The following is a 24,941-nucleotide window of genomic DNA, read 5'->3' on the forward strand; positions in this document are numbered from 1 at the left end:
ATCGCTGCGGCGGGGTCACGCCTGGTTGGGCGGCACGATACCGTGCCGCTTCATCTGGCGATAGACCGTGGCGCGGCAGATGCCTAGTTCGGCTGCGGCTGCGGTGACGTTCCAGCGGTGGCGGCGCAGGGCCGATTCGAGCTGTGCGGCTTCGGAACCGCCGCCCGCGGCCACGGGCGCCGGAGGTGTTTCCTCCGCGTCGAGGCCGGCGGCGGCCATCAGTTCGGCCGGCAGGTCGTCCGGCGTGATCGATGCGCCGTCGCACACGGCCAGCGCGAAGCGCAGCACGTTGCGCAGCTGGCGGACGTTGCCCGGCCACGCGTAGTCGTGCAGCACGGCGCGCGCCGACGGGGTGAGCGCCGCGTTCGTGCCGAGCTCGGCGCCTTCGACGGCGAGGAGCTGGTCGATGAGGTAGTCGCGGTCGCGGCGCTGGCGCAGCGCGGGCAGGTAGAGGATCGCGCCGCACAGGCGGTAGTAGAGGTCCTCGCGGAAGCGGCCCTCGGCGATGAGCTTGCGCAGGTCGCGGTGCGAGGCGGCGACCACGCGCAGGTCTACCGGCACGGGTTTGTCGGCGCCGAGCGGCAGCACCTCGCGTTCGGCCAGCACGCGCAGCAGTCGCGTCTGCAACTGCAGCGGCATGTCGCCGATCTCGTCGAGGAACAGGGTCCCGCCCGAGGACTGCTGGATCAGGCCGCGCATGCCCTTGCTGCGACCGCCCGTGAAGCTGCCCGGCGTGTAGCCGAAGAGCTCGCTTTCGATCAGGGATTCCGGGATCGCTGCGCAGTTGACCGCGACGAAGGTCGCGCCGGCGCGGCTGCTCGATTCGTGCAGGGCCTTGGCGAGCACTTCCTTGCCGGTGCCGGTTTCGCCGTGGATCAGGATGTTTACGGGGCGATTGACGAGGCGCGTGGCCTGGCCGATGAGGCGCTGCATCTGCGGGTCGTCGCCGGCGAGGCGCTTGAGGGCGGCGGGAACGGGGTGTTCGACCGGCGCATGCGGCACGGCGGTACGCGGGGCGACCCGCGGTGGCAGCACCGCGCCGTAATAGACTTCGCCGCCGGCCGTCGATAGGGCCGTGCGATCCGCGACGAAGCCCGCTCGAGCGATGCGCCAGATCGCGTCGATACCTTCGCGGAAGACCTCGCCGAGCGGGCGTCCGACGAGTCGCGCATCCGCGTCGGTGCCGCCCTGGAGGGGGCGCAGGTTGCGGCGGGCACCGTTGTTGGCGCCGACGATGACGCCTTCGGCATCGAAGGCGAGCATGATCTCGCCGGAGACATCCACCATGGTCCACGCCGAGTTCAGGCGCAGCACCCAGCGGTCGCGGAAGTAGCGCAGGAAGTTCGCATCCTCGACCATCTGCGCATACATCGTCGCCAGCTGCAGCGCGAGGTGCTGGCTGTCGCGCGAGGCGGGCGATATCAGCGCGGACACGTCAAGCACGCCGAGCAGGCCGCCGGTGGGGTCGAACAGCGGCGCGCTGTTGCAGGTCAGCGAGATGTGCGAGGCGTCGAAGTGGTCGGTGTGGTGGCAGGTGATCGGCGACTGCTCGACGATGCAGGTGCCCACGGCGCAGGTGCCGGCGCGTTCCTCGCTCCAGTCGGCGCCGAGGTAGAGGCCGGCCTGCTTGAGCTCGCTCGCCCACGCGTCGTTGCCGATGAAGTCGACCGCGATGCCGTGTGCGTCGGTGAGGAGCAGCACATAGCCGATGCCGGCCATGCGCTTGTAGAGCTGTTCCATGCCGGTGCGGGCGACGCCGAGGAATTCCTCGATCTGGTCCTTGTGCTCGCGCAACTGCGCCTGCTCGACGATATGCGCGCGCGTGGGGCGGCTCGGGTCGAGGCCGTAGTCGTGTACGCAGCGCACCCACGAGCGGTGGATGGGATCGGTGGCTGCATCGTCCGAGTGTGATACGGCGAGCACATGGTCGATGTGGTCGCGCTGGATTTGCGCCAGCATCTTGTCTCCTCCTGCGTGGCGGGCTGCGCCGGGGCCGGCGTTTTTTCCCGCGCGTGGACCGTCGGTCGGCCTCTGTGTGCGTTACTTGCAGAGTAATCCACGCCTGCTCACCGGCTCAAGAAAAAATGCGGGAGCGCGATCGCCGCGCCGCCCGCGAACTTGCCTGAAGGAGGGAGAACAGGCAGGCAATGTGTCAGCCGCCGCGCCTCACAGCTCGCGCCGCTTCATCGCGCCGGCGATGTACTCGGCCTGGCGGATCGCCAGCGCGACGATGGTCAGGGTCGGGTTGGCGGCGCCGCTCGACGTGAACTGGCTGCCGTCGGAGACGAACAGGTTCTTCACGTCGTGGGTCTGGCCCCATTTGTTGAGCACGCCGTCGCGCGGCTTTGCACTCATGCGGTTGGTGCCCATGTTGTGGCTCGCGGGGTAGGGCGGCATGTCGATCACGCGGGTGGCTCCGACCGCCTCGGAGAGCTTGCGCCACTGGCCGAGGCCGTGGCGGCGCATCGCGGCGTCGTTGGTGTGGTCGGTCTTGGTGACGATGGGGATCGGCAGGCCGTGCTGGTCGCGTTCGGTCGGGTGCAGCGTGATGCCGTTTTCTTCCTGCGGCAGGTCTTCGCCGCACACCCATACGCAGCTCATGTGGTCGTACTGTTCGAGTGCCGAGGTGACTTCGCGGCCCCAGCCGCCGGGCTTCATGAAGGCGGCGGTGAAGGGCAGGTGCAGGGCCAGCCCTTCGAGGTGGTAGCCGCCGACGAAACCGCGCTCGGGGCGGTTCGCGACCTCGTCGGAGATCACCGTCGCGATGTCGAAGCCGCGGTACATGTAGACGGGGCCCTTGTTGATCGTGAGCGCGGCGGCGGTGGTGTGGTTCATGTAGTTCCTGCCGACCTGGCCGGAGGAGTTCGCCAGTCCGTCGGGGAACATGCTGGACGCGGAGTTCAGCAGCAGGCGCGGCGATTCGATCGAGTTGCCGGCGATGCACACGACACGGGCCTTCTGCAGGTGCTGGCGGCCGTCCTTGTCGGCGTAGAGCACGCCGGTCGCGCGGCCGCGCTTGTCGTGCTCGACGCGCAAAACCATGCTCTGCGGTCGCAGCTCGGCGTGGCCGGTCTTCATCGCGCGCGGGATCTCCGAGTACAGCGTCGACCACTTCGCGCCGATCTTGCAGCCCTGCATGCAGAAGCCGATCTGTTGACAGGCGGGGCGGCCGTCGTAGGGTTGGGTGTTCGACGCGACCGGGCGCACGATCTCCTTGTAGCCGAGCTTGCGCGCGCCGGCCTCGATGACCTTGGTGTGGTTGCTCGGCGGCATCGGCGGCAGGCCGCTCGCCTTGGTGCCGGCCACGCCCATCTTGCGTTCCGCGCGCTCGTAGTAGGGTTCCAGCTCCGCGTAGCTGACCGGCCAGTCGAGCAGGTTGGCGCCGGCGATATCGCCGTAGGTGCTCTTGATGCGGAACTCGTGCGGCGTGAAGCGCAGCGCGACGCCCGACCAGTGCATCGTCGAGCCGCCGACCCCCTTCACGATCCAGGCCGGCAGGTTCGGATAGGTCTGGGTGTGGTGCCAGCCGCCCGCTGAGATGCGCTTGTCCAGCCATGAGATCTTCGAGAACATCGCCCATTCGTCGTTCTCGAAGTCTTCCTGGGTGTGGTGCTTGCCGGCTTCCAGGATCACGACGTCCACGCCTTGGCGCGTGAGCTCGTCGGCGAGCGTGCCGCCGCCCGCGCCCGAGCCGATGATGACGACGACGCTGTCGTCGTCGAGTGCGAATTTCTTGTCCATGAGTGTCTCCTCGGTTTTTGTCGTGCGCGTCAGGCGTTGGCGAGCCAGTCGATGTCGTCGAAGCCGCGATTGACGTAGCCGCCCTTTTCCCAGGCGGATCCTTCCTCGCCGAAGAAGGGCCACACGGCCTTGTTGTTGTAGAAGCCGGTCACCATGTCGCCCTTGATCTTCTGGAAGAAGGCGCCGTGCTCGATCGTGTAGAGCAGCGCGACGCGCTCGGCCTCCGTCGGCACCTCGGCATAGGGTTTGTCGTGGCGGCTGCGTGCGAGGCGGTCGAGTTGGGCGACGCCTTCGGTGATCAGCGTGCGCAGCGCCGCGTCGGTCGCGCATCGGGCGTCGTAGGGCTCGATCGCGAGCATGTAGTAGCGGTCGGAGATCTTGTCGTGCGGGAAGATGTCGCGCGCCAGCACGAGGAGCGTCTTGCCGACGTCCGCACCGAGGTTGGCGAAGTCCGCAGCGAGCGCGTCGCGCGCGGGGGTCATCAGCGTGCCCGTGGACAGCGCGCCGATGCCCAGCGCGGTGAGGCCACTGCCCTTGAGGAAGCCGCGGCGGCTGAGCGTGACGGTCTTGCCGAGCACGCGCATCGATGCGGGGGGGATCTTGTTGTCCATGCTTGTCTCCTGTCTGTGGTGTGGAACGAGGCGTCAGGCCGCCGCCTCGAATTCGCCGAGGACGTCGGCGAGCATCTGCTGCAGCGCCTCGGCGAGGGTTTCGATATGGACGCCGGTGCCAAGCTGTTCGGCGCACGAGGTCGTGACCGCGGCGAGGCGGGCGGCGTCGTCCTGCGGGCGGCCGAGAGCGCGGCACAGCAGCGCCCAGTCGGGGTGGTGGAGCAGGGTGCCGGTGGTGAGCAGCACGCCGTGGCGGCCGCGCAGCTGCGCGAGGCCGACGATCTTGCGGCCGTCGGCGACGACCTCCCATGGCGAGAGGCCGCCGAAGCAGGCCCAGGCGAGCGTTGGGTCGGCCGGCCGGCGCACGATCTCGTCGGGCGGAAGGGCGTGCGCGGGGATGCCGAAGTCGCGCAGGAGGCCCGCATGCAGCACGCCCAGCCAGCGGTAGCTCGACACCGTGCCGCCGCCGAGCAGGCGATGCCCGGGCGGCAGCACGACGGACGAGGACAGCATCCACGGCCCGACCAGCACTGCACCGCCGCCCGCGCGCCGCTGCACGAGTTCGCAATCGGTGTGCGCCGCCCGCGCCGCCTCGTCGTGCAGCACCGCCTGCGCGCAGCCGAACACGACGCCGGGCGCGGGGTAGCTCCACACCCGTACGCGCGGCGCGCTGACGGGGGCGGCGAGCTGGCGGGCGTTCCACGCCTGTTCGACGGAGGGGCGCGCCAGTGTCAGCGCCGGGGCGCCGAGCGAAGCCGGTGTGGCGAGGGGCGCGAGAGGGGCGAGGGCGGCGGCCGGCATCAGTCGAACTCCGCGTGTTCCAGGCGGCGCGCGATCTCGCCGAGGAAGAGCGCCGCGGGCTGGCCGTCGACCGCGCGGTGGTCGAACACCAGCGTCAGGGTCACGATCGGCGCGGCGACGATGGCACCGTCCCGGACGATGGCGCGCATCGCGGTGCGGCCGACACCGAGGATTGCGACCTGCGGCGGGTTGATGATCGGGCTGAAGCGGTCGATGCCAGCCGCGCCGAGGTTGGTCACCGTGAAGGTGCCGCGCTGGTAGGCGCCGCCGGTGAGTGCGCCGCTACGTGCGCCCTCGGCAAGTCGCCGCGTCTCGTCGGCAAGTTCGGCGACGCGCTTCGCGTCGGCGTTGCGGATCACCGGCACCATCAGCCCGTCGTCGAGGGCGACCGCGACGCCGAGGTTGATGTCCTCGACGAGCTCGACCTCCTTCTCGCGCATCAGCGCGTTGAGCCGCGGATGGGCGCGTAGCGCGAGCGCCACCGCGCGCAGCACGAAGGCGTTGACGCTGAGCTTTTCGCCGGCCGCTGCGCGCTCGGCGCGCAGTGCCTCGACGCGACTCAGGTCCACGTCGACTTCGTGCGCGACGCGCGGCACCTGCCATCCTTGCGTCATGTTGCGGGCGATCGCGCCGCGCAGACCGCTGAGCGGCATGGTGCGGCGTTCGGCTGGCGGGATGGCCGGCGCGGGCGCGAGCGAGGCTGTCGCGCTCATCGCTCAGCCCTCCAGCTGCGCGATCACCGCGCCGCGGCCGAAGGTCTCCTGCTCGGGCACCTGGATCGCCGCGATGCGGCCGGCGGTGGGCGCGAAGATCTCGTGGCTGGTCTTCACAAGCTCGGCCACGGCGAGAACCTGGCCGGCCTCGACCGTGTCACCGGCCTTGACCTGCCATTCCTGCAGCAGGGCTTCGGTGCCTTCATCGACGTCGGCCCACACCGCGTCGTCGAGGATGATGTCGATCATGTCTGTCTCCTGGGTCAATAAACTTTTGCGGTCATGAGGCCGCGCACGCTGGCGACGATGTTGTCCACCTGCGGGATGGCGAACTGTTCGAGCGGGCGGCTGAAGGGGATGGGGACGTCGGGCACCGCGAGGCGGCGCACCGGAGCCTTGAGGCGGATGCTGTCGAGGTGCTCGGCGACGAGTGCGGCAATCTCGCCCGAGAGGCCGTAGCTGAGATAGTCCTCGTCGGCGACGAGCAGGCGCCCGGTCTTGGCGACCGACTTCAGCACGGTGGCGCGGTCGAGCGGCACCAGGGTGCGCAGGTCCACGATCTCGGCCGAAATGCCCTCGGCGGCGAGGGTCTCGGCGGCGACCAGCGACTTTTGCACCATCTGCGACAGGGTCACGATCGTGACGTCGCTGCCCTCGCGCACCACGCGCGCCTCGCCGAACGGGATCGCGTAGGGCTCCTCGGGAACCTCGTTGGTGCTGCCCTCGAAGTAGGACATCCACGACAGCCCCATGATGCCCTTGTGGTACAGGAAGACGACAGGGTTGTCGTCGCGGATCGCCGTCGTCATCAGGCCCTTGGCGTCGTAGGCGTTCGACGGCACGACCACCTTCAGGCCGGGCACGTGGGCGAAGATCGAGTACAGGCACTGCGAGTGCTGCGCGGCGTCGTTGTAGCCGCCGCCGATGCCGGTCGTGATCACGAGCGGGTACTTGCAGGCACCGCCCGACATGTAGTGGTTCTTGGCGATGTGGTTGTAGATCTGGTCGAAGCACACGCCGAAGAAGTCGACGAACATCAACTCCGAGATCGGGCGCAGGCCCTCGGCAGCGGCGCCGAGCGCGGCGCCCATGAAGCCGGTCTCCGAGATCGGGGTGTCCATCACGCGGTCGGGGCCGAACTTGTCCAGCAGGCCCGTGGTCGCGCTGAAGATGCCGCCGTACTTGCCGACATCCTCGCCCATGACGAAGACGCGCGGGTCGCGCGCCATCTCCTGTGCGGTGGCTTCGGAAATCGCCTGCGCCATCGTCAGCATGCGCGCCTTGGCTTGGGTTGCAGTGGTCATCGTGGTCTCCTTGTCTTGTTCCGGGCGCGGGTTCATTCGGCGAAGACGTGCAGCAGCGCGTCCTCGGGGCGGGGGTAGGGGCTGTTGCGACCGAAGTCGTAGGCCGCCTGCACGCGCGTGGCGATGCGTTGGCGCAAGCCCGCATCCGAGTTCGCATCCAGCAGCCCCATGTCGCGCACCAGCGCGCCGAGCACGGGGATGGGGTCGTGCTGACGCAATTCCTTCGCCTCGCCCTTCGGGCGGTAGGTCTCGGGGTCGCCCTGGAAGTGCCCGAAGTAGCGGTCGGTCTTCACCTCGATCAGGGTCGGGCCCTCGCCGCGGCGCGCCCGCGCCACCGCCGTGCCGGCAACCTTGAACACCGCGAGGGCGTCGTTGCGCTCGATCAGCACGCCGGGCATGCCGTAGCCGGCGGCGCGTTCGGCGTTGGAGGCGATCGCCGTCGAGGCGGATTTCTCGACCGAGATGCCGTACTTGTTGTCCTCGACGACGAAGACCACCGGCAGCTTCCACAGCGCGGCGAGGTTCAACGCCTCGTGGAAGGCGCCCTGGTTGGCCGCGCCTTCGCCGAAGAAGGCCACCGCGACGGAATCCCGGCCGAGCTTCTTCGCCGCCAACGCGGCGCCGCAGGCCTGCGGCGCGCCAGCGCCGACGATGCCGCTGCAGGAGAACTTCACCACCGGGTCGAAGAGGTGCATGTGGCCGCCCTTGCCGCGGCCGAGCCCGGTGTCCTTGCCGAACATCTCGGCGGTCATCGCGTCGAGATCGACGCCCTTCGCGATCGCGAAGTGGTGCGGGCGATGCGCGCCGACCACCGTGTCGTCGGCGCGCAGGTGGGCGCACACGCCCACCGCGACCGGCTCCTGCCCTGCGGCCAGGTGCATCTCGCCCGGCACCGGCCCCGCACCGATGTCGAAGGCGAGGCCCTTCTGGATCTTCGGCGGGAGTTTGCCCTCCAGATAGACCCGGGCCATGGTCTCCTCGTACTCCCGGATCTCGATCATCTTTTCGTACATCCACAGCAGTTGCTCGGCTGTCGCGTCCATCGCTGCAAACCTCCTCGTCGATTGGTGGGGTGCCATCGCCGCCGTCCGCCCGATCTGGTGCCGGGCAATCCGGCGGCTGTGTGCAGGGCTTATCGCAAGAGGGGTGCCAGCCTGCAGGTAATGCAATTGACATTCGTCATTTCGATTGCAAGTGACTGATTGTGTGTGGATGTGTCGCGTATTCCGGCGGCGTGAGAAAGACGTGGCGGGTCCAGCGACACTGTCGCAGCGGCGTCGCGCGGGGTGCTACAGGTGTCGCATCGCTGCGACGCCGCTGTCGCACGGCCGGGCTTCTGTCGCACGGCGCTACGGGGCACCCGACCGTCCTGGCGTGGGTGGTCATTCAATGACGAAATAACCCGCTGCTCATGGGATACAGGCGCATCGCCATGACTCCGGTATGGCCCGGTTCGTCCTGTGTCGGCCGCATGGCACCGCCGTTGCTATGCCCAGCTCCAGCGGCGCCACGCGACTCCGGTTCGCGTGGCGCGTCGCGATTACGGCGGGGGACAAGGAGGAGACGCTTCCCCCGCCCATCCCATACCAAAGGAGACGACACGATGCACACGACCCTGAATCCGATCCGCCTCGCCGCCACCGCATGCGGGCTGCTGCTGGCCTGCTCCGCGCAGGCCGAGATCGAGGTCTACAACAAGGACGGCTACCGCTTCGGCGTCGACGGCTGGGTGATCCTCAATGCCAGCTCGACCAACGGCGATGCCGACGCCAACGATGCCTTCCGCATCACCTCGGGCGATTCGCCGAACATGATCGGCTTCAACTTCGCGGTGCCGGAGACGGACGGCGTGCGCATGTCGAGCCGCCTCGGGCTGCGCGTGAACCCGCACTCGGGCGAGGGCAACTTCAAGAACCGCGGCAACGTCGCCGACACCGCATCGAAGTCGATCGACCCGCGCGAGATCTGGGCGCGTTTCGAAGGCGACTTCGGTCAGGTCACGATCGGCAAGCACTACAGCATCTTCCAGGGCCGACCCATCCTCGCCGATGAGTCGGTGCTCGCCGGCGGCTTCTTCGCCTACGACAACGCCAACGGCGGCGGGGCGCTCGGCGCTGGCTCGCTGCACTCGGGCTACCTCTACGCGAACTTCAACAGCGGCCTGCGCTACGACAGCCCGCGCGCAAATCCGCTGAAGTTCTCGGTCGGCCTGTACGACCCGAGCCAGATGGGCAACGTGTTCCTGCCCTCGGCGGGACTCGCGAGCAAGACCACGTTGCCGCGGGTCGAGGCGGAACTCGCCTATGACGGAACGTTCACGGGCGGCAGCTACACCGTGTACGCGGACGGCGTGTATCAGCGCGCGCAGGACTGCCGCCTGCCCGGCGGCGCGACCTGCGTGGGCGGCGACACCGTCACCGGCCGGGGCGTATCGGGTGGCGCGCAGCTCAAGCTCGGCGCTTTCGGCCTCTTCGCTTCGGCCTTTTCGGGCAAGGGACTGGGTTCGGCGCTGATGTTCGACTACGACGCGCTCGACGCCGTCGGCCGCGAGCGTGAAAGCAAGGGCTGGTGGGTGCAGGCGACCGCGCGCGTGACGCCCAAGACGACGCTGCGCCTGAGCCATGGAGTCACCCGCGTCGACGACACCGCCGCGACACGCGGGCACGAGGCGCGCGGCACGCTGGCCGGCCTCTACTACGGCATGAACCGTTTCGTGACGCTGTACGGTGAGCTGGGCCGCTCCGACTTCGATTTCAACCCCGCATTCGGCCGCGCGACCGACACGCGTTATGCGACTTTGGGGGCGCGCTTCGCCTGGTGACGGCGGGGCCGAGGGTGCGGCGAGCTGCCCCGCGCGGGGGCCGCTCGCCGCGACCTCGGCCGGCCGGCTCGTACGTGCAATTCGACTTGAATGCGCTTGTCCATCGCCTATGTTGAACACATCGGTCGAATATTTGGGGGAAATCGCCCACGACGTAGATCGATTTAGTCGCAGTTTTCCGTCGTATGACGCGGGCTCGTGCGTTTCCGCATCGGGGACGCAAAGGAGGCTGAGATGCTGCGCATCACCTCGATTCTGGCTTCAATGCTGGCGCTTTCCGGTTGCGCTTCCACCATCGGGACGTTCTTCAATCGCCCGGTCGTCGAAGACGGTGTTGACAAGGCGGTATCGACGATCTCGCTGTCGGCGGATCGACGCACCGTGATCGTCGTGACCGAGCCGGGCGCCAATCGCGCCAAGTTCTGTGCGGAGCCGCCCCCCGATGCCGCAGTCGGGTTGAAGGCACAGCTCGAGGCCGCGTTGAAGGGCAAGTCGCAGACCGGCGTCGACGCGGAGGGACAGTTGGCCGAAAGCTTCCAGTCCGATGTGACGGTGATCGCCGAGCGGACCGCGTCGCTCGATGTGTTCAGGACCGGGGTGTATGCACTCTGCCAGCTTCACTTGAACGGCGCGGTCACCGGGCCGGAAGTGAAGGTTCTCTTCGAGGGCCTGTTGAAAGCCTACGCGGATGCCGACCTGAAGCGCGCCGAAAAGGATCCGTCGAACATGCAGGCCGATCTCGATCGCACGCGCAGGGAGCTCGATGCGGCCAGGAAGGATCTCGACAAGGCGCGGGATGCAGAGCTCGATCGGGCGAGGAAGGATCTGCTGGATGCCCGCGCGGAAGCGGGCCGGAAGAATGAGTGAAAGGGTGACGACGCCTCGAGCCCGTCGAAGGTCAGTGGCCGGGCTTCGGCCGGCGTCGCCTGAAGGGTAATTGTTTGCCGGCTCAACTGGTGGCGAGTTCCGCCCGCCGCGGCATGTCCGCGCCCCGGCGCGAGCAGGTGATCGCTGCGGCCCGGGCGGCGAAGGTGAGGAGGCGGGCGAGCTCGTGAGCGTCCATCGCCGTGAGCGCATCCGGGTTCAAGCGGCCAGTCTCGGCGAGGTACGTCAGCATCGACGACTGGAAAGTGTCGCCGGCGCCCACCGTATCCACGGTCGTGATGCGCGGGGCCGCCACGTTGGCGCGACCGTTGGCGTTCCACGCGCTCGCGCCGTCCGCGCCGCGCGTTACCACGACGAGCCTCGCGCCGGCCGCGAGCCAGCGCCGCGCGAGCGCCGCCTCGTCGGTTTCACCGTAGAGCAGGCGCACGTCCTCGTCGCTGATCTTCACCAGATGCGCGAGGCCCGCCAGCGTGTCGGCGCGCTCGCGCCAGCGTTCGAGCGACGGCTCGACGTTGAGCCGCACGTTCGGGTCGTAGGCGACGAGGCGGCGGTCGCGCTCCCGCCGCACGAGGGTTTCGAGCGCGCTCGCGACCGGTTCGACGACGGTCGCGTACGAGCCGAGATGGATTGCCGCGACCTCGGGGGCGAGCTCGGGGAGCTGCGCCGCCGAGAGCAGCCGGTCGGCCGCGCCGTTGCCGTAGAACGCATAGTGCGGCACGCCCGCCGCGTCGAGTTCGATCATGCCGAGCGTGGTCGGCGCGTCGAAACGCGGGCAGGGGCGGGTGTCCACCCCTTCGCGTGTCAGGACCCGCGCGAGGCGGTCGCCGAGCATGTCCTTCGCCAGCCCGCTGAGGAAGGCCACCGGCTGGCCGAGCCGCGCCAGCCCGATGGCGACGTTGAAGGGCGAGCCGCCGGGGCGCGCGTCGAGATGCAGGGCGTTGTCGGTCTCGCTACCGATGAAGACGTCGAACAGGGCTTCGCCGCAGACCAGGAACATGATGGAGAACCGTCTCGTTGGGGTTTGTGGGGTGAAGAGGGGCGTCAGCGCGGCGACGACCAGCCCTTGTAGCTGCCGATGGTGTCGCGCGTGACCAGCGTCGAGGGGATCAGCACCATCGGGCTCGCCGGCTTCTTGCCGTTGAGGATGTCGTTGCCGATCACCACCGCCTGCTGCGCCATCAACCACGGATCCTGGCTCGCCGAGGCCTCGACCTGGGTGTCGTTCTTCAGCGCCGTCTCGATGTCCGGTGCGCCGTCGACCGAGGTGATCACGATGCCCTTGCGCTTCAGTTGGCGCGCGGCGAGATCGGTGCCGATGGCCTGCGGGTCGTTGATCGTGAACACGGCGTCGAGCTTCTGGAAGCGCGTCAGGTGGCCGAGCATGACGTTCATGCCGCCCTCGCGCGAGCCCTTGCCGTCCTGGTCGTCGGAGAGCACCTTGATGCCCGATGCGGCGCCGAGCACTTCCTTGCAGCCCTTCACGCGGTCGACCACGGCGGACACCTGCGGCCCGTTCTGGATCACGACGTTGCCCTTGCCGCCGAGCTTCTTCACGATGTGTTCGCACGCGAGGCGCCCGGCCTGCACGTTGTCGGTCTGCACCGTCGCGTCGGCGCCGGCGGCGGCGACGTCCACCGCGACGACGGTGATGCCGGCCTTCTGCGCCTTCTTCACCGCGGGCTCGATCGCCTTCGCGTCGGCGGCGTTGAGCAGGATCAGATCCACGCCGGCCGAGATGAAGTTGTCGATCTGCGTGAACTGCTTGTTCAGGTCGTAGTCGGCCGACGCGGTGATGACTTTCGCGTTCGGGTACATCTCCTTCACCTTCGCCTCGGCGCCCTTGGCGATTGTCACGAAGAAGGGGTTTCCGAGCGAGCCGACGGTGACGCCGACCGACTTGATCTCGCGCGCCTGGGCGATGCCGGCGGCGCAGGCCAGCGCGACGCCGGCGACGAGTGCTTTGCGAACGAACATTTGGGTGTCTCCTGATACCGGTCTTGTTCTGGCCGCGGCCCGGGACCGGAATCCGGGCCGCAGCGTGATGGGAATACGGGGAAGGGGTGTGCGGCGTTCAGGTCCGCGCGCCGCTCTGGCGGTAGCGGTCCAGCGCCACGGCGCCGATGATCACGAGGCCCTTGATGATGTATTGCCAGATGTCCGACACGCCCAGCAGCACGAGGCCGTTGGTCAGCACCGCGATGATCAGCGCGCCGATCAGGGTGCCGACGATCGAGCCGACGCCGCCGACGAAGCTCGTGCCGCCGAGGATCACCGCCGCGATCGCATCGAGCTCGTAGGACTGGCCGAGTTGCAGGCCGTTGGCGGCGAGGAGACGCGCCGAGGTCATCACCGCGCCGAGGCCGGCGAGCAGGCCCGACATCGCATAGACGAAGAGCAGCACCTTCCACACCTTGATGCCCGACAGGCGCGCCGCTTCCGGGTTGCTGCCGACCGAGTAGATGTGCAGGCCCAGCACTGTGCGGCGCAGGATGAACCACGAGCCGACGATCACCGCAACGGCGATCCACACCAGCCAGGGCACGCCCAGCAGGTTGTCGTTGCCGATGAAGGCGAAGGGCAGGTCGGGGTTGAACACGGTCTGGTCGTCGCCGAGCAAACGGGCGATGCCGCGCACCGCGGTGAGCGCACCGAGCGTGACGATGAAGGGCGGCAGCTTCGCGAAGGCGACGAGACCGCCGTTGATGAGCCCGAACACGAGCCCCACGAGCAGGCCCGCCGCGACGCCGAGCAGGCCGCCGCCGGGCAAGGTGGACGCCATCACCGACACCACGGCGGCCGCTGCGAGGATGGCGCCCACCGACAGGTCGATGCCGGCGGTGAGGATCACGAAGGTCATGCCCGCCGCCAGCACGATGTTGATCGACGCCTGCTGCGCGACGATCGACAGGTTCTGCGTCGTGAGGAAGCCTTCCGCGAGGATGCCGAAGCCCGCGGCCAGCAGGATTAGCACCGGCAGCATGCCGACGGCGCGCATCACGGCCTGGAAGCGCTCGCGCGGGGTCGCCTGCACGGGCGCGCGCGGCGAACCGGCGAGGCTGTTGGGGGCAGTGGTGGCGGTGGCCGGGGTGTTGCTCATTGTCTTCTCCATGATGTGTCGCTCCTGCTCTTGTGCGCGGGGCCGCTCAGGCGGCCTGCGGCAGGGTCTGTGGGGTGGCGCCGGTGGCCAGTTCGATGATGGCTTCCTGCGTGATCGGTGCGCCCGAGTAGCCGCCGAGTTCGCCGACCACTTCGCCTTCGCGCATCACCAGCACGCGGTCGGCAGTGCCGACGACCTCGGGCAGCTCGCTCGAAATCACGATCACGCCGACGCCGCGGTTCGCGAGGTCGTTGATGATCCGGTAGATCTCCGACTTCGCCCCGATGTCGACGCCGCGGGTCGGTTCGTCGAGGATCAGCACGCGCGGCTTGATCTCCAGCAGGCGCGACAACAGCACCTTCTGCTGGTTGCCGCCGGACAGCGCGCCGACATTCACACGCGAGTTCGGCACGCGGATCGCGAGGTCGCGGATCGCCGCCTTCGCCCGCTCGCGCGCCTTCGCAAGGTTCAGCACACCGCCGGTACGGGCGTCGTCGGAGCACGCGCACACGTTGATGTTGTCGCGCACGCTCATGTCGAGGAAGAGGCCGCGGCCCTTGCGATCCTCGGTCAGATACACGACGCCCGCGCGGATCGCGTCGAGCGGCGTCTTCAGCCGCACCGGCACGCCGTCGACGACCAGCTCGCCGCTGCTGCGCTCGTCCGCGCCGAAGATCAGGCGCGCCAGCTCCGTGCGCCCCGCGCCGACGAGGCCGGCGATGCCCAGCACCTCGCCCGCGTGCAGGTCGAAGCTGCAGCCGCGCACGCGCTTGCCGTCGCGCATGTCGCGCACCGCCATCACCACGGCGCCCGGCTCGTAGGGCTTGTGGTCCTTCTTGTAGAAGCCGGAGAGGTCGCGTCCGACCATCATCTGCACCAGCGCCTCGGCCGAGAGCGCGTCGCGGTCCAGCGTGCCGACGTAGCTGCCGTCGCGCAGCACCGACACGCGGTCGGAGAGCTCGTAGATCTCGGCCATGCGATGGCTCACGTACACGATCGCGAGCCCGTCCGCGCGCAGCTGGCGGATCAGCTCGAAGAGGCGGTCCGTCTCGCGCGACGACAGCGGCGTCGTCGGCTCGTCCATCACCAGGATGCGCGCGTCGGCGTGGATCGCGCGGGCGATCTCGACGAGCTGGCGCTCCGCGATCGACAGGTCGCTCACCAGCGTGCGCGGCCCGAAGGAGGCGCCCAGCCGTTCGAGGATGCCGGCGCAGCCCGCTTCCATCGCGTGGCGGTTGATGCGCCCGGCGCTGCGCAGCTCACGTCCGAGGTAGATGTTCTCCGCCACCGTCAGGCTCGCGCACAGCGTGAGTTCCTGGTAGATCACCGCGACGCCGAGCGCCTTGGCCGACAGCGGCCCATCGATGACCACAGGTGTGCCGTCGATGCGGATCTCGCCGCCTTCGTCTGCGGTATAGGCGCCGGAAAGAATCTTCATCAGCGTCGACTTGCCCGCGCCGTTCTCGCCCATCAGCGAATGCACCTCGCCGGGGTAGAGCGTCAGCGACACGTCGCGCAGCGCGCGCACGCCGGGGAAGGTCTTGGAGATGCCGCGCATCTCGAGCACGGGGCGAGGAGCGTGGGTCACTGAGTGGGTCACTGAGGTATCAGTCGGCATCGCGCATATCCTCGATCGAACGCGTCACGCTGCCGAGGATCTCGGCGCGCGGGGAGAAGCTGAAGAACATCGGCAGGCTCGCAGCACCCACGGCACCGGCGTCCGAGCCGAAGGAGCCGCGCACCAGTTCGGGTGCCTCGCGCGCCTCGGGCGCGTTGTCGGCCAGGGCCTTGGCGAGGCGGCGCTGCAAGAGGTCGATCAGGCCGCCATCGACGTCCGCGTCGAACACCACCACCGGCACGTCGAGCATGCACAACGCCGCACGCACGGCCGGGGCGAGGGCGTCGATGCAGTCCTCGATCCATTCCTCCACGGCGGGGTGATGGGCGCGGATGTGGCGCTCGAGATCCGCGTGGCTCTCGACCGTCGCGCCGCAGTAGCGCAGATGGCGGCCCAACGCGTTGAGCGAGGCGCGCGACAGCAGCATGTCCCACTTGTGCGCGGGCGCCTGCGCCGAGGCGAGGCCGCTCGGCGGCACGGGCATGACCGCGATGTCGCCGGCGTTGCCGGTGACGCCACGCAGGCAGTCGCCATTGAGCGCGACGCCGCAGCCGATCACCGGCCCCATGAAGAGATACAGGAAGTCGTCGAACTCGCGCCCGCAGCCGTAGAACAGTTCCGCAATCGCCGCCGCGTTGCCGTCGTTCTCGCTGAACACCGGTAGGCCAGTCGCCTCGCCCAGCTCGAAGGCGAAATCGACCTCGTCCCACGCACGGAAATCCTCGTTCGGCAGGTTCAGCTCGCGCAGCCAGGCGCCGAGGTTGAAGGGCTGGGCGACGCCGATCCCGGTCAGGCGCTCGCGCTCCTCGGGGGTGATCGCCTTCAGCACGTGCTCGATATCGGCCTGCACCAGCCTGAGCGTCTCGTCGGGCGAGGGCAGGATGCGGTCATGCACGCGGCGGGCGAGGATCTGGCCGCCGAAGTCGAGCAGCGCGGTCTCGATCGAATCGCGGTCGAGCCGCACGCCGATGCCGAAGGCGCCCTTCGGGTTCAGGTCGATCAACGTGGCGGGCTGGCCGCGCTGTCCCTCGGTGCGACGGCCCGTATACACGATCAGCTCGCTCGCCTCGAGCGACTGGATGATGCTGCCGATCGCCGTACTGGTCAGGTGGGTGCGGCGCGCGAGATCGGCCTTCGAGGCCTCCCCGGAACGGCGCAACACCTGCAGCAGCAGGCGTTCGTTGTAGCGCCGCAGCCGCACCGAGTTGCGGCCGCGCCCGATCTGGGCAGTTGCCATGCTCGTCTCCTTCGACCCCGCTCGTTGGCGGTGTTTATTAATAAATCAAGTTGGTTTATTAAATGTCGCGAGCTGCGCCTTGTCAAGAAAAATTGTCGATGGATGAGATCGCGTATGGCGCGACGGCGTCGGCGATCCGCGCCGATTCATTGTGGCGAGACGTGGCTCGAAGCCCGACGACCGGGACGTTCGGCCCACCCGGATACGGCCGCCCTAGCGTGTCACGGCGACCTCGTCGGTCATTTCATCGCGCCGCCGTGATTGATGCGGTCGACGCGGTGTCTCCCAAGGCGCATATTCCACGCATCGACCGCCCACCAGCCGGTCGATGCATGCGGGAGCAAGGTGTGGAGAGCGTTTATTGGAGCCGGTCGGTTCCCGAATTGCTGACCGGTCTCGAAAGCACGCGGGACGGACTCGGCGCCGACGAGGCCGCGCGGCGGCTGCGTCGGGTGGGCCTCAACACCGTGGAGGACCAGACCGAACTGTCCGCCCTGCGGCTGATGGGGCGCCAGTTCGAAAGTCCGCTCGTGCTGATCCTCGTGTTCGGTGCCTGTGTATCGTTGTGGCTGCGTGACTGGGCGGACGCGGCGATCATCCTTGCCATCGTCGCCGGCAGCGCGCTTCTCGGTTTCGTGCAGGAATATCGCGCCTCCGTCGCCATCGCCGCACTGCGCCGCCGCCTCGCGCTCACCGTACAGGTGCTGCGGGACGGGCAGGTCGTGACGATCGCCGCCAGCGCCGTGGTCCCCGGCGACGTCATCCGGCTCGCGGCCGGCAGCCTCGTGCCGGCGGACGGGGTGATCCTGAATGCGGTGGATTTCCTCGTTACCGAGGCAAGCCTCACCGGCGAGTCTTTCCCGGTGGAAAAGCGGGTGGGCGTGGTTCCCGCGGGAACGCCCCTTGCCGGACGCTCCAACACCGTGTTCCTCGGCACCTCGGTGCGCAGCGGCACGGCAACCGTCCTGGTGGTCAATACTGGCCGGCTCACGGAGTTCGGTGCCGTCGCGTCGCGCCTGAAGGCGCGCCAACCGGAAACCGAATTCGCGCGCGGCGTGCGCCAGTTCGGCTACCTGCTGGTGCGCATCATGATCGTCATGGTCGTGTTCGTGCTGATGGTGAACCAGGCGCTCGGCCGTCCGGTGATCGAGTCGCTGCTCTACGCGGTCGCGCTTGCCGTCGGGATATCGCCGGAACTGTTGCCCGCGATCGTCAGCGTCACCTTGTCGCACGGCGCGCGAACGCTCGCGCGGCGGGGTGTCATCGTGCGCCGGCTCGAGGCGATCGAGAATCTCGGCAGCATGGACGTGCTGTGCACCGACAAGACCGGCACGCTCACCGAAGGCTCGATCACCCTGCATTCGGCCGTCGATCCGGACACGGCCGAGTCCGGGCGGGTGCGCCGCCTCGCCTGCCTCAACGCCACGTTCGAGACCGGCATCGCCAATCCCCTCGATGCGGCCATCGTCGATGCCTGCACGCGCAGCGGATTCGACACCGCGGGCTGGGCCAAGATCGACGAGATTCCGTACGACTTCAGCCGCAAGCGGCTGACCATCGTCGTCGCCGAAGGTGGTGACGCGTCGGCTTTCCACCACATTGTCACCAAGGGCGCCTACGAGCAGATCCTGGAAGTGTGCGCCACAGTCCGCAGCGATGGCCGCGAACGCCCGCTCGACGGTGAGACGCGCGAACGGCTCGGCGCATACTTCCGCCGCTGCGGCGACGACGGCTACCGCATGCTGGCAGTCGCGAGCCGGCAGGTGGCGGCCAGGCCGAGCTACGGTCACGCGGACGAGCGCGACCTGTGCCTCGAGGGTTTCCTGCTGTTCTCCGATCCGCCCAAGGCCGACGCCGCGCATGCGATCGGCGAGTTGCGCCGGCTAGGCTGCCGCACCAAGATCATCAGCGGAGACAACCGCTACGTCACGGCGCATCTCGCGCGGAGCATCGGTCTGGACGCGACGGCACTGCTCACCGGCGAACAGATCGCGGCAATCAGCGACGAGTCGCTATGGCATCTGGCCGAGCGCACCGATCTGTTCGTCGAGGTCGATCCGCAACAGAAGGAGCGCATCGTGCGCGCCCTGCAGCGCACCGGCCACGCGGTCGGTTATCTGGGCGACGGCATCAACGACGCCGCGGCTCTCCATGCCGCGGATGTCGGCATCTCCGTGGAGGACGCGGTCGACGTGGCGCGCGACAGTGCCGACGTCGTCCTGCTCCGCAGCGACCTCGGCGTGTTGCGTACGGGCGTGGAGGAGGGGAGGCACACCTTCGCCAACACTCTGAAGTACATCTCGATCACGACGAGCGCGAATTTCGGCAACATGGTCAGCATGGCGCTGGCCACGCCGCTGCTGCCCTTCCTGCCGCTCGCCGCCAAGCAGATCCTGCTCAACAACTTCCTGTCGGACATCCCGTCCGTCGCGATCTCGACGGATCGCGTCGACCGTGACCACATCGCGCAAGTCCAGCGCTGGAACGTTGGCGAGGTGCGGCGCTTCATGATCGTGTTCGGGCTGATCAGCAGCGCCTTCGATCTCCTGACCTTCTTCGTCTTGCTGAAAGTGTTCGATGCCGACGAGGCAAGCTTCCAGACGGCATGGTTCGTCGTTTCGCTGCTCACCGAACTCGCCGTCGTGCTCGTGCTGCGCACTGCCCAGCCGATGTGGCGCAGCCGGCCCAGCATGTTGCTGCTCGGCTCCACCCTGATCGTCACAGTCGGCGCCATCGTCCTTCCCTACGTGCCCGGTCTCGCTCCCGCGTTCAATTTCGTCGCGTTGCCGCTGCCGCTGCTTACCGTGATCTTGCTGATCGTCGTCGGCTACGTCCTCTGCACCGAAGCAGGGAAAAGGCTCTTCTACCGGCGTCGGGCCAATCACTCCTGAGCGCTGCGCACGGGCCGGGCGCAGGGCATCCGCGAACCGTCTGAGGTGTCGAACGGGTTGGTGTCGTCGGCGTCACGCGGGCCATGACGCGCGGGTGTAGGATGATTCATGGCTCACGACGAACCCATCGCAGCGATTGCCACCGCAGTGCTGAGCAAGCGCTTCAACCATCTTGTCGCGCTCGACCGCGTCACCCTGACGGTCGCGCAGGGAACGATCTTCGGCCTGCTCGGACCGAACGGCGCGGGCAAGAGCACCGCGATCAAGATTCTCACGACCTTGCTCGATGCGAGCGACGGCCTCGCCCGCGTGGCGGGATTCGATGTCGCGAAGGATCCGGTGGAGGTCCGGCGCCGGATCGGATACGTGCCGCAACTCCTGTCCGCAGATGGCGCGCTGACCGCCATCGAGAATCTCAACCTTTCCGCGCGCCTGTACGGGCTGCGCGGCAAGACACGCGCTGCCCGGGTTCGCGATGCATTGGCGTTTGCAGGCCTGGAGGACCTGGGCGACCGACTGGTGCGCACCTACTCCGGCGGCATGATCCGGCGGCTGGAGATCGCTCAGGCGACCCTTCATGTGCCGGAAGTGCTGTTCCTCGACGAGCCGACGATCGGCCTCGATCCGGTCGCGCGGCGCACGGTGTGGGACAAGCTGCTCGAACTGCGGCAGCGCAACGGCATGGCCATCCTGATCACCACGCATGACATGGAGGAAGCGGAAGTCCTGTGCGACGAACTGGGCATCCTGCATCAGGGGCGCCTCGTCGTCACCGGCAAGCCCGAAGAGCTCAAGGCCGGCGTCGGCCCGGCGGCCACGCTCGAAGACGTCTTCGCGCACTACAGCGGCGCCGTGCTGGAGTCGGGCGGCAATTACCGCGAGATCCGCGAAAGCCGCAGCGCGATGCGGAGGCTGGGATGAACGGGATGTGGCGCGCCGTTCTCGAAAGCGCAGCGGTGGCCGATGCCGAGATGCGCAAGCTCAGGCGCGACCCGACCGAATTGCTGTCGCGCGCGGTGCAACCGGTTCTGTGGCTCGGCGTCTTTGGTCAGGTGTTCAGTCAGGTCCGCGGGATTGCGACCGGCAGCCTGCGCTACCTCGATTTCATGGCGCCCGGCATCCTCGCCCAGAGCATCCTGTTCAGCGCGATCTTCTACGGCATCGCCATCATCTGGGAGCGCGACCTTGGCATCGTGCACAAGCTGCTGGTCACACCGGCCCATCGCAGTGCGCTAGTGCTCGGCAAGGCGCTCGCCGCCGGGGTGCGGGGCTTGGTGCAGGCCGTCGTGGTCTATCTCGTCGCAATCACGTTGAAAGTCGATATCCGCTGGGAAATCCTGCCCATGCTGACCGTTGCGGCCGCCGTGTTTGCCGGTTCCTGCATCTTCTCGACGTTTTCGTTGGTGATCGCCTGCATCGTGAAGACCCGCGAGCGTTTCATGGGCATCGGCCAGGTGCTGACGATGCCTCTCTTCTTCGCGTCGAACGCCATCTACCCGCTGGACCTCATGCCGCCGTGGCTGCAGATCATTGCGATGTTCAACCCTCTGACCTACCTCGTCGACGTCCTGCGCGGTGCGATGATCATCGGCGGTAGCAGTGTTCATGCGGTCGGCGCCAGTTTTGGCATCATGCTCGGCGTGTTCGCGACCCTGCTGGCGCTCGCGGCAAGGCTCTATCCCGGCCTCGCGCGTTGATAACCGGGCGTTGGCCGGCCGCGGCGAGCGAAGGCGGGAGCTATTCCTGCACGCACAAACCCGCCCCGCGCCGTCGATAAGCTCCCGGCGGTGTCCCCGTCCACTGCTTGAACGCCCGGTTGAACGCCGCTGGATCATCAAAACCGAGATCCGCGCCGATGTTCGCGATCGATTCGTCGGAGCGCGAGATGCGCGCGCGATTACCTGGACGAGGGCGGCTATCTCTACATCACCGATCGCATCAAGGGCATCATCAAGACCGGCGGCGTTCAAGGTGCCCAAGCGCGTGGACTTCGTCGAGGACATGCCGCGCAACGCATCGGGCGAGCTGCGGGAGCGATTCCGGGCGTGAGGATGCGAGGCCTTACTGCGTTGCGGCGAGCATCTGAGCGATGTCCGGATCGCGGCTGAACGCCTCCGAAAAGTAGTTCACGAAGCTGTTCACCTTCAGCGAGGGGCGCCGCGCAGGCTGGAAAACGACGTTGAGCGGCAGCGAGGGCGGGCGGAAGCGGGTGAGGATCGCTTTGACGCGGCCGGCGCGCAGGTCGTCGCCGAAGGTCCACAGGGGCGAATAGCTGATGCCGAGCCCTTCGCACACCGCCTGACGGATGGCTTCGGAGCTGTTCGACTGGAAGTTGCCGTCGACGCGCACGACGCGGGGCAGGCCGTCGGCGTCGACGTAGCTCCACTCGTCGAGCGTCGCGAGGCCGGTGTAGATCAGGCAGTTGTGCTTTCGCAGTTCGTCGGGATGCCTCGGTTCGCCATGCCGTTCGAGGTAGGCCGGCGAGGCGAGGGTCGCGCGGTGGGCGGTGCCGATGCGGCGGGCGATGAGGCGGCTGTCCTTGAGTTCGCCGACGCGGAAGGCGACGTCGATGCCCGCAGCGACGAGATCGGTGAAACCGTCGTCGAGCTGGAGATTGACCTTGAGGCGGGGGTGGCGCGCGTAGAAGGCCGGCAGGCGCGGCACGATGTGCAAGCGCCCGAAGGCGACCGGGGCGGCGACGCGCAGCAGGCCGGAGATCTCGTGTTCGGCGCGGTGCACCTCGATGTGGGCTTCTTCCAGCGTGTCGAGCACCTGCCGGCAGCGCTCGTAATAGAGCTGGCCGGCCTCGGTGAGCGCATGGCTGCGCGAGGAACGCACGAGCAGTGGCGCACCGACGAGTTTTTCGAGCGCCTGCACCTGCTTGCTGATGGCCGATTGCGTGGTGCGGGCCTCACGCGCGACGGCCGAGAAATTCCCCGTTTCGACGACGCGAACAAAAGTTTCCATCAATCGCATGCGGTCCATCGTGGCTCCACATTATTCCTGAGAGGAATAGATGCTATCACTGTGACAGACTACTCCGCCTTGTCAGGAATGAACATAATCGCCCCAAGTCGATCAGGCGACTGATCCCATTGCAGACCGCGTATTTCCAAGGAACCCAGGCCATGATAGAAAACCGCAAGCTCTTCCAGCCCGCCCGCATCGGCGACATCGAGGTCGCCAACCGGATCGTGATGGCGCCGCTGACGCGCAGCCGTGCCGACGAGGCGGCCGGCGACATTCCCGGCAGCGCGATGAACGTCGAGTACTACCTCCAGCGCAGCAACGCCGGCCTGATCATCAGCGAAGGCACGCAGGTGTCGCCGGTGGGCAAGGGCTATATGGCAACGCCCGGCATCTACTCGGACGAACAGGTCGAGGGCTGGAAGCCGATCACGCACGCCGTGCATGAGGCCGGCTCGAAGATCGTCGCGCAGATCTGGCACGTCGGGCGCATCACGCACCCGGATCTCACCGGTGGCGCGCAGCCGGTCGCGCCCTCGGCAATCAAGCCGAACGTTGTCGCCTACACGCGCAACGGCAAGATGGAAGTCCCCGAGCCGCGTGCGCTGACTGTGGCGGAGATCGCCGAAGTCGTGCAGGAATTCCGCCGCGCCGCCGCGAACGCGATTCGCGCGGGTTTCGACGGCGTCGAGATCCACGGCGCGAACGGCTATCTGGTCGACCAGTTTCTGCGCGACGGTGCCAACCAGCGCACCGACCAGTACGGCGGTTCGGTGGAGAACCGCGCGCGCTTCGCGCTCGAAGTCATTGACGCGGTGGTCGCCGAAATCGGGGCGGGTCGCGTCGGCATCCGCCTGTCGCCGGTCACGCCCGCGAACGATCTGTCGGACAGCAACCCGCAGGCGGTCTTCGGCTACCTCGTCGAGGAACTGAACAAGCGCGGCATCGCCTTCATCCACTTCGTCGAAGGCGCGACGGGCGGTCCGCGCGACGTGCCGGGCTTCGACTTCGCGTGGGCGCGCAAGGCCTTCCAGGGCACGTACATCGCGAACAACGGCTACGACCGCGCGATGGCGATCGACGCGGTCGAGTCGGGCAGGGCGGACGCAGTGGCTTTCGGTCGCCTGTACATCGCGAACCCCGACCTCGTGCATCGGCTGAAGCACGACACCGTGCTCAACGCGCCGAACCCGAAGACCTTCTACGCGCCTGGCCCGGAAGGCTACATCGACTATCCGCCGCTGGAGGCGATCGCGGCCTGATCCGCGTTCGCTGCACGGGCGGGCCCGGGACGCGCTCTCGATCGAGGCTGCGCGCCCGGGCCCGTCGGCCATTGTGGCGTATGCTGCGGTAGATCAAAATCCGCCCGCTGGTCGTTTCGCGATCGAGATCGCCGCACGGGTCCAGCGGCAGCTAGCCCAAACCCGTCACGGTGCCCTGCGAATGATCGAATCCCTGCTCCTGACGACCGTGCCCATCGTTACCTTCGATCGGCAGCGGCCACTGACGAATGCGAGCGGGTTCTTCTTCCTGATGGATCAGCGCTTGTTCGTCGTCACCAGCCGCCACGTGCTGTTCGACAAGCCGACCCGGCACTTCCCGGACAGCATCGGACTCGAGCTGCACAACAATCCGGACAACCTCGCGGAATCGACGGGTTTCTCGATGCCGCTGTACCGCAATGGCCGGAGCCTTTGGCGCCAGGGATTCGACGCAGCGGGCAATATCGACGTGGCGGTTCTCGAAGTCGATCGCGGGGCTCTCCCCGCGACGCTGGTTTACCGTGCTTTCACGCCCGCACATCTGCCGGGACAGCTCGACCGCGTCGAAATCGGCACTTCGCTACTGGTCGTGGGCTTCCCGCTCGGCTTTCACGACACCCTGCACCACATGCCGGTGGTGCGCCAGGCGGTCGTCGCGTCGTCCTTCGGGTTGCGCTTCAAGGGCGAGGGCTATTTCCTGACCGATGCGCGCACCCACCGCGGCACCAGCGGCGCGCCGGTGGTGATGCGGGTGGCGCATCCTCCTCCCAGCTACGGCGACCTGCCGTGGATGTTGCTCGGTGTGCATTCAGCGCGGCTCGATGTCGGGACGCGCGATCTCGCCCAGGACGAGGCGCTGGGCCTGAACTGCGCCTGGTACGCGGATATCCTGCTGACGTTGATCAAGTCCTGACCCATTGCAGCCGCAGGCGGGTAGTCCGGACCGGCCTCTGTCGCTCGACGTCGAGGGGCAATCATTGAGGGAGAACTGCG

At 67.9% G+C, this 24,941-nt stretch carries 21 protein-coding genes and 1 pseudogene; 7 read left to right on the top strand and 15 right to left on the bottom strand.

Features of this window, described 5'->3' with window-relative positions:
- Window positions 1-15: 15 nt before the first annotated feature.
- The 8 genes from ToN1_RS21285 to ToN1_RS21320 all read right to left on the bottom strand — a co-directional run bounded on the left by ToN1_RS21285 (window position 16) and on the right by ToN1_RS21320 (window position 8,213).
- Complete coding sequence (locus tag ToN1_RS21285; protein WP_169204670.1) at window positions 16-1,959, bottom strand: sigma-54-dependent Fis family transcriptional regulator; 1,944 nt, start codon at window positions 1,957-1,959, stop codon at window positions 16-18.
- Window positions 1,960-2,166: 207 nt separating this feature from the next.
- Entirely contained in the window at window positions 2,167-3,741 is a 1,575-nt protein-coding gene (locus ToN1_RS21290) for a GMC family oxidoreductase (RefSeq protein WP_169204671.1), read from the bottom strand.
- Window positions 3,742-3,770: 29 nt separating this feature from the next.
- Complete coding sequence (locus ToN1_RS21295) at window positions 3,771-4,352, bottom strand: gluconate 2-dehydrogenase subunit 3 family protein (protein WP_210147894.1); 582 nt, start codon at window positions 4,350-4,352, stop codon at window positions 3,771-3,773.
- A gap of 33 nt (window positions 4,353-4,385) precedes the next feature.
- On the bottom strand, window positions 4,386-5,153 hold the full coding sequence (locus ToN1_RS21300; RefSeq protein WP_169204672.1) for a lipoate--protein ligase family protein: 768 nt from the start codon (window positions 5,151-5,153) through the stop codon (window positions 4,386-4,388).
- Window positions 5,153-5,866: a dihydrolipoamide acetyltransferase family protein gene (locus tag ToN1_RS21305; RefSeq protein ID WP_169204673.1), complete on the bottom strand. Its 714-nt coding sequence runs from the start codon at window positions 5,864-5,866 to the stop codon at window positions 5,153-5,155. Before ToN1_RS21305 ends, ToN1_RS21300 begins: the two co-directional genes overlap by 1 nt.
- 3 nt (window positions 5,867-5,869) lie before the next feature.
- Window positions 5,870-6,115 carry a lipoyl domain-containing protein gene (locus ToN1_RS21310; protein ID WP_169204674.1) on the bottom strand — a complete coding sequence of 82 codons (246 nt, stop codon included), beginning with the start codon at window positions 6,113-6,115 and terminating at the stop codon, window positions 5,870-5,872.
- A 14-nt stretch (window positions 6,116-6,129) separates the two neighbouring features.
- Entirely contained in the window at window positions 6,130-7,170 is a 1,041-nt protein-coding gene (locus tag ToN1_RS21315; protein ID WP_169204675.1) for an alpha-ketoacid dehydrogenase subunit beta, read from the bottom strand.
- Window positions 7,171-7,202: 32 nt separating this feature from the next.
- Entirely contained in the window at window positions 7,203-8,213 is a 1,011-nt protein-coding gene (locus ToN1_RS21320) for a thiamine pyrophosphate-dependent dehydrogenase E1 component subunit alpha (protein ID WP_169204676.1), read from the bottom strand.
- 560 nt (window positions 8,214-8,773) lie between these two features.
- Between ToN1_RS21320 and ToN1_RS21325 the strand changes: the two genes are divergently transcribed.
- Both ToN1_RS21325 and ToN1_RS21330 read left to right on the top strand, forming a co-directional pair.
- Window positions 8,774-9,991, top strand: coding sequence for a porin (locus tag ToN1_RS21325; RefSeq protein ID WP_169204677.1), 1,218 nt, complete (start codon window positions 8,774-8,776; stop codon window positions 9,989-9,991).
- 234 nt (window positions 9,992-10,225) lie between these two features.
- Window positions 10,226-10,858, top strand: coding sequence for a hypothetical protein (locus ToN1_RS21330; RefSeq protein ID WP_169204678.1), 633 nt, complete (start codon window positions 10,226-10,228; stop codon window positions 10,856-10,858).
- Window positions 10,859-10,940: 82 nt separating this feature from the next.
- Here ToN1_RS21330 and ToN1_RS21335 read toward each other — a convergent pair whose 3' ends face one another.
- The 5 genes from ToN1_RS21335 to ToN1_RS21355 all read right to left on the bottom strand — a co-directional run bounded on the left by ToN1_RS21335 (window position 10,941) and on the right by ToN1_RS21355 (window position 16,828).
- The gene (locus tag ToN1_RS21335; RefSeq protein WP_169204679.1) at window positions 10,941-11,873 is read right to left on the bottom strand and encodes a carbohydrate kinase family protein; all 933 of its coding nucleotides are present in this window, start codon (window positions 11,871-11,873) and stop codon (window positions 10,941-10,943) included.
- Between the two features lie 44 nt (window positions 11,874-11,917).
- On the bottom strand, window positions 11,918-12,850 hold the full coding sequence (locus tag ToN1_RS21340; protein WP_169204680.1) for an ABC transporter substrate-binding protein: 933 nt from the start codon (window positions 12,848-12,850) through the stop codon (window positions 11,918-11,920).
- Window positions 12,851-12,947: 97 nt separating this feature from the next.
- Window positions 12,948-13,973 (bottom strand): ABC transporter permease subunit, encoded by a 1,026-nt coding sequence (locus ToN1_RS21345; protein ID WP_169204681.1) that lies wholly within the window; start codon window positions 13,971-13,973, stop codon window positions 12,948-12,950.
- 46 nt (window positions 13,974-14,019) lie between these two features.
- On the bottom strand, window positions 14,020-15,591 hold the full coding sequence (locus ToN1_RS21350; protein ID WP_210147896.1) for a sugar ABC transporter ATP-binding protein: 1,572 nt from the start codon (window positions 15,589-15,591) through the stop codon (window positions 14,020-14,022).
- Window positions 15,581-16,828, bottom strand: a complete 1,248-nt coding sequence (locus tag ToN1_RS21355; protein WP_169204682.1) for an ROK family transcriptional regulator — start codon at window positions 16,826-16,828, stop codon at window positions 15,581-15,583. The genes ToN1_RS21350 and ToN1_RS21355 overlap by 11 nt, the downstream gene beginning before the upstream one ends.
- 347 nt (window positions 16,829-17,175) lie before the next feature.
- Between ToN1_RS21355 and mgtA the strand changes: the two genes are divergently transcribed.
- From mgtA to ToN1_RS21370, 3 genes are all read left to right on the top strand, one after another.
- The gene (gene mgtA, locus ToN1_RS21360; protein WP_210147897.1) at window positions 17,176-19,719 is read left to right on the top strand and encodes a magnesium-translocating P-type ATPase; all 2,544 of its coding nucleotides are present in this window, start codon (window positions 17,176-17,178) and stop codon (window positions 19,717-19,719) included.
- 108 nt (window positions 19,720-19,827) lie between these two features.
- Complete coding sequence (locus tag ToN1_RS21365) at window positions 19,828-20,640, top strand: ABC transporter ATP-binding protein (RefSeq protein WP_169204684.1); 813 nt, start codon at window positions 19,828-19,830, stop codon at window positions 20,638-20,640.
- A complete protein-coding gene (locus ToN1_RS21370; RefSeq protein WP_210147898.1) occupies window positions 20,637-21,416 on the top strand; it encodes an ABC transporter permease in 780 nt (259 codons plus the stop codon). Before ToN1_RS21365 ends, ToN1_RS21370 begins: the two co-directional genes overlap by 4 nt.
- 40 nt (window positions 21,417-21,456) lie before the next feature.
- Here the strand turns inward: ToN1_RS21370 and ToN1_RS21375 are convergent.
- Both ToN1_RS21375 and ToN1_RS21380 read right to left on the bottom strand, forming a co-directional pair.
- Window positions 21,457-21,618: pseudogene (locus ToN1_RS21375) on the bottom strand (helix-turn-helix domain-containing protein); the annotation flags it as partial.
- A gap of 162 nt (window positions 21,619-21,780) precedes the next feature.
- Window positions 21,781-22,704, bottom strand: a complete 924-nt coding sequence (locus ToN1_RS21380) for a LysR family transcriptional regulator (RefSeq protein WP_169204685.1) — start codon at window positions 22,702-22,704, stop codon at window positions 21,781-21,783.
- Window positions 22,705-22,847: 143 nt separating this feature from the next.
- Here ToN1_RS21380 and ToN1_RS21385 point away from each other — a divergent pair, with 143 nt between their 5' ends.
- Together ToN1_RS21385 and ToN1_RS21390 are read left to right on the top strand one after the other, a co-directional pair.
- On the top strand, window positions 22,848-23,948 hold the full coding sequence (locus tag ToN1_RS21385; RefSeq protein WP_211162023.1) for an alkene reductase: 1,101 nt from the start codon (window positions 22,848-22,850) through the stop codon (window positions 23,946-23,948).
- A gap of 181 nt (window positions 23,949-24,129) precedes the next feature.
- Window positions 24,130-24,861, top strand: a complete 732-nt coding sequence (locus ToN1_RS21390; RefSeq protein WP_169204686.1) for a S1 family peptidase — start codon at window positions 24,130-24,132, stop codon at window positions 24,859-24,861.
- Window positions 24,862-24,941 lie beyond the last annotated feature (80 nt).

Source organism: Aromatoleum petrolei, assembly GCF_017894385.1.
GTDB classification, from domain to species: Bacteria; Pseudomonadota; Gammaproteobacteria; order Burkholderiales; family Rhodocyclaceae; genus Aromatoleum; species Aromatoleum petrolei.

Coding starts and splice junctions, on each gene's coding strand:
- ToN1_RS21305 (WP_169204673.1), bottom strand. CDS start 5,866: ATGAGCGCGACAGCCTCGCTCGCGCCCGCGCCGGCCATCCCGCCAGCC.
- ToN1_RS21315 (WP_169204675.1), bottom strand. CDS start 7,170: ATGACCACTGCAACCCAAGCCAAGGCGCGCATGCTGACGATGGCGCAG.
- ToN1_RS21370 (WP_210147898.1), top strand. CDS start 20,637: ATGAACGGGATGTGGCGCGCCGTTCTCGAAAGCGCAGCGGTGGCCGAT.
- ToN1_RS21335 (WP_169204679.1), bottom strand. CDS start 11,873: ATGTTCCTGGTCTGCGGCGAAGCCCTGTTCGACGTCTTCATCGGTAGC.
- ToN1_RS21365 (WP_169204684.1), top strand. CDS start 19,828: ATGGCTCACGACGAACCCATCGCAGCGATTGCCACCGCAGTGCTGAGC.
- ToN1_RS21310 (WP_169204674.1), bottom strand. CDS start 6,115: ATGATCGACATCATCCTCGACGACGCGGTGTGGGCCGACGTCGATGAA.
- ToN1_RS21325 (WP_169204677.1), top strand. CDS start 8,774: ATGCACACGACCCTGAATCCGATCCGCCTCGCCGCCACCGCATGCGGG.
- ToN1_RS21330 (WP_169204678.1), top strand. CDS start 10,226: ATGCTGCGCATCACCTCGATTCTGGCTTCAATGCTGGCGCTTTCCGGT.
- ToN1_RS21295 (WP_210147894.1), bottom strand. CDS start 4,352: ATGGACAACAAGATCCCCCCCGCATCGATGCGCGTGCTCGGCAAGACC.
- ToN1_RS21390 (WP_169204686.1), top strand. CDS start 24,130: ATGATCGAATCCCTGCTCCTGACGACCGTGCCCATCGTTACCTTCGAT.
- ToN1_RS21320 (WP_169204676.1), bottom strand. CDS start 8,213: ATGGACGCGACAGCCGAGCAACTGCTGTGGATGTACGAAAAGATGATC.
- ToN1_RS21385 (WP_211162023.1), top strand. CDS start 22,848: ATGATAGAAAACCGCAAGCTCTTCCAGCCCGCCCGCATCGGCGACATC.
- ToN1_RS21300 (WP_169204672.1), bottom strand. CDS start 5,153: ATGCCGGCCGCCGCCCTCGCCCCTCTCGCGCCCCTCGCCACACCGGCT.
- ToN1_RS21355 (WP_169204682.1), bottom strand. CDS start 16,828: ATGGCAACTGCCCAGATCGGGCGCGGCCGCAACTCGGTGCGGCTGCGG.
- ToN1_RS21290 (WP_169204671.1), bottom strand. CDS start 3,741: ATGGACAAGAAATTCGCACTCGACGACGACAGCGTCGTCGTCATCATC.
- ToN1_RS21285 (WP_169204670.1), bottom strand. CDS start 1,959: ATGCTGGCGCAAATCCAGCGCGACCACATCGACCATGTGCTCGCCGTA.
- ToN1_RS21380 (WP_169204685.1), bottom strand. CDS start 22,704: ATGGACCGCATGCGATTGATGGAAACTTTTGTTCGCGTCGTCGAAACG.
- ToN1_RS21350 (WP_210147896.1), bottom strand. CDS start 15,591: ATGCCGACTGATACCTCAGTGACCCACTCAGTGACCCACGCTCCTCGC.
- ToN1_RS21340 (WP_169204680.1), bottom strand. CDS start 12,850: ATGTTCGTTCGCAAAGCACTCGTCGCCGGCGTCGCGCTGGCCTGCGCC.
- ToN1_RS21345 (WP_169204681.1), bottom strand. CDS start 13,973: ATGAGCAACACCCCGGCCACCGCCACCACTGCCCCCAACAGCCTCGCC.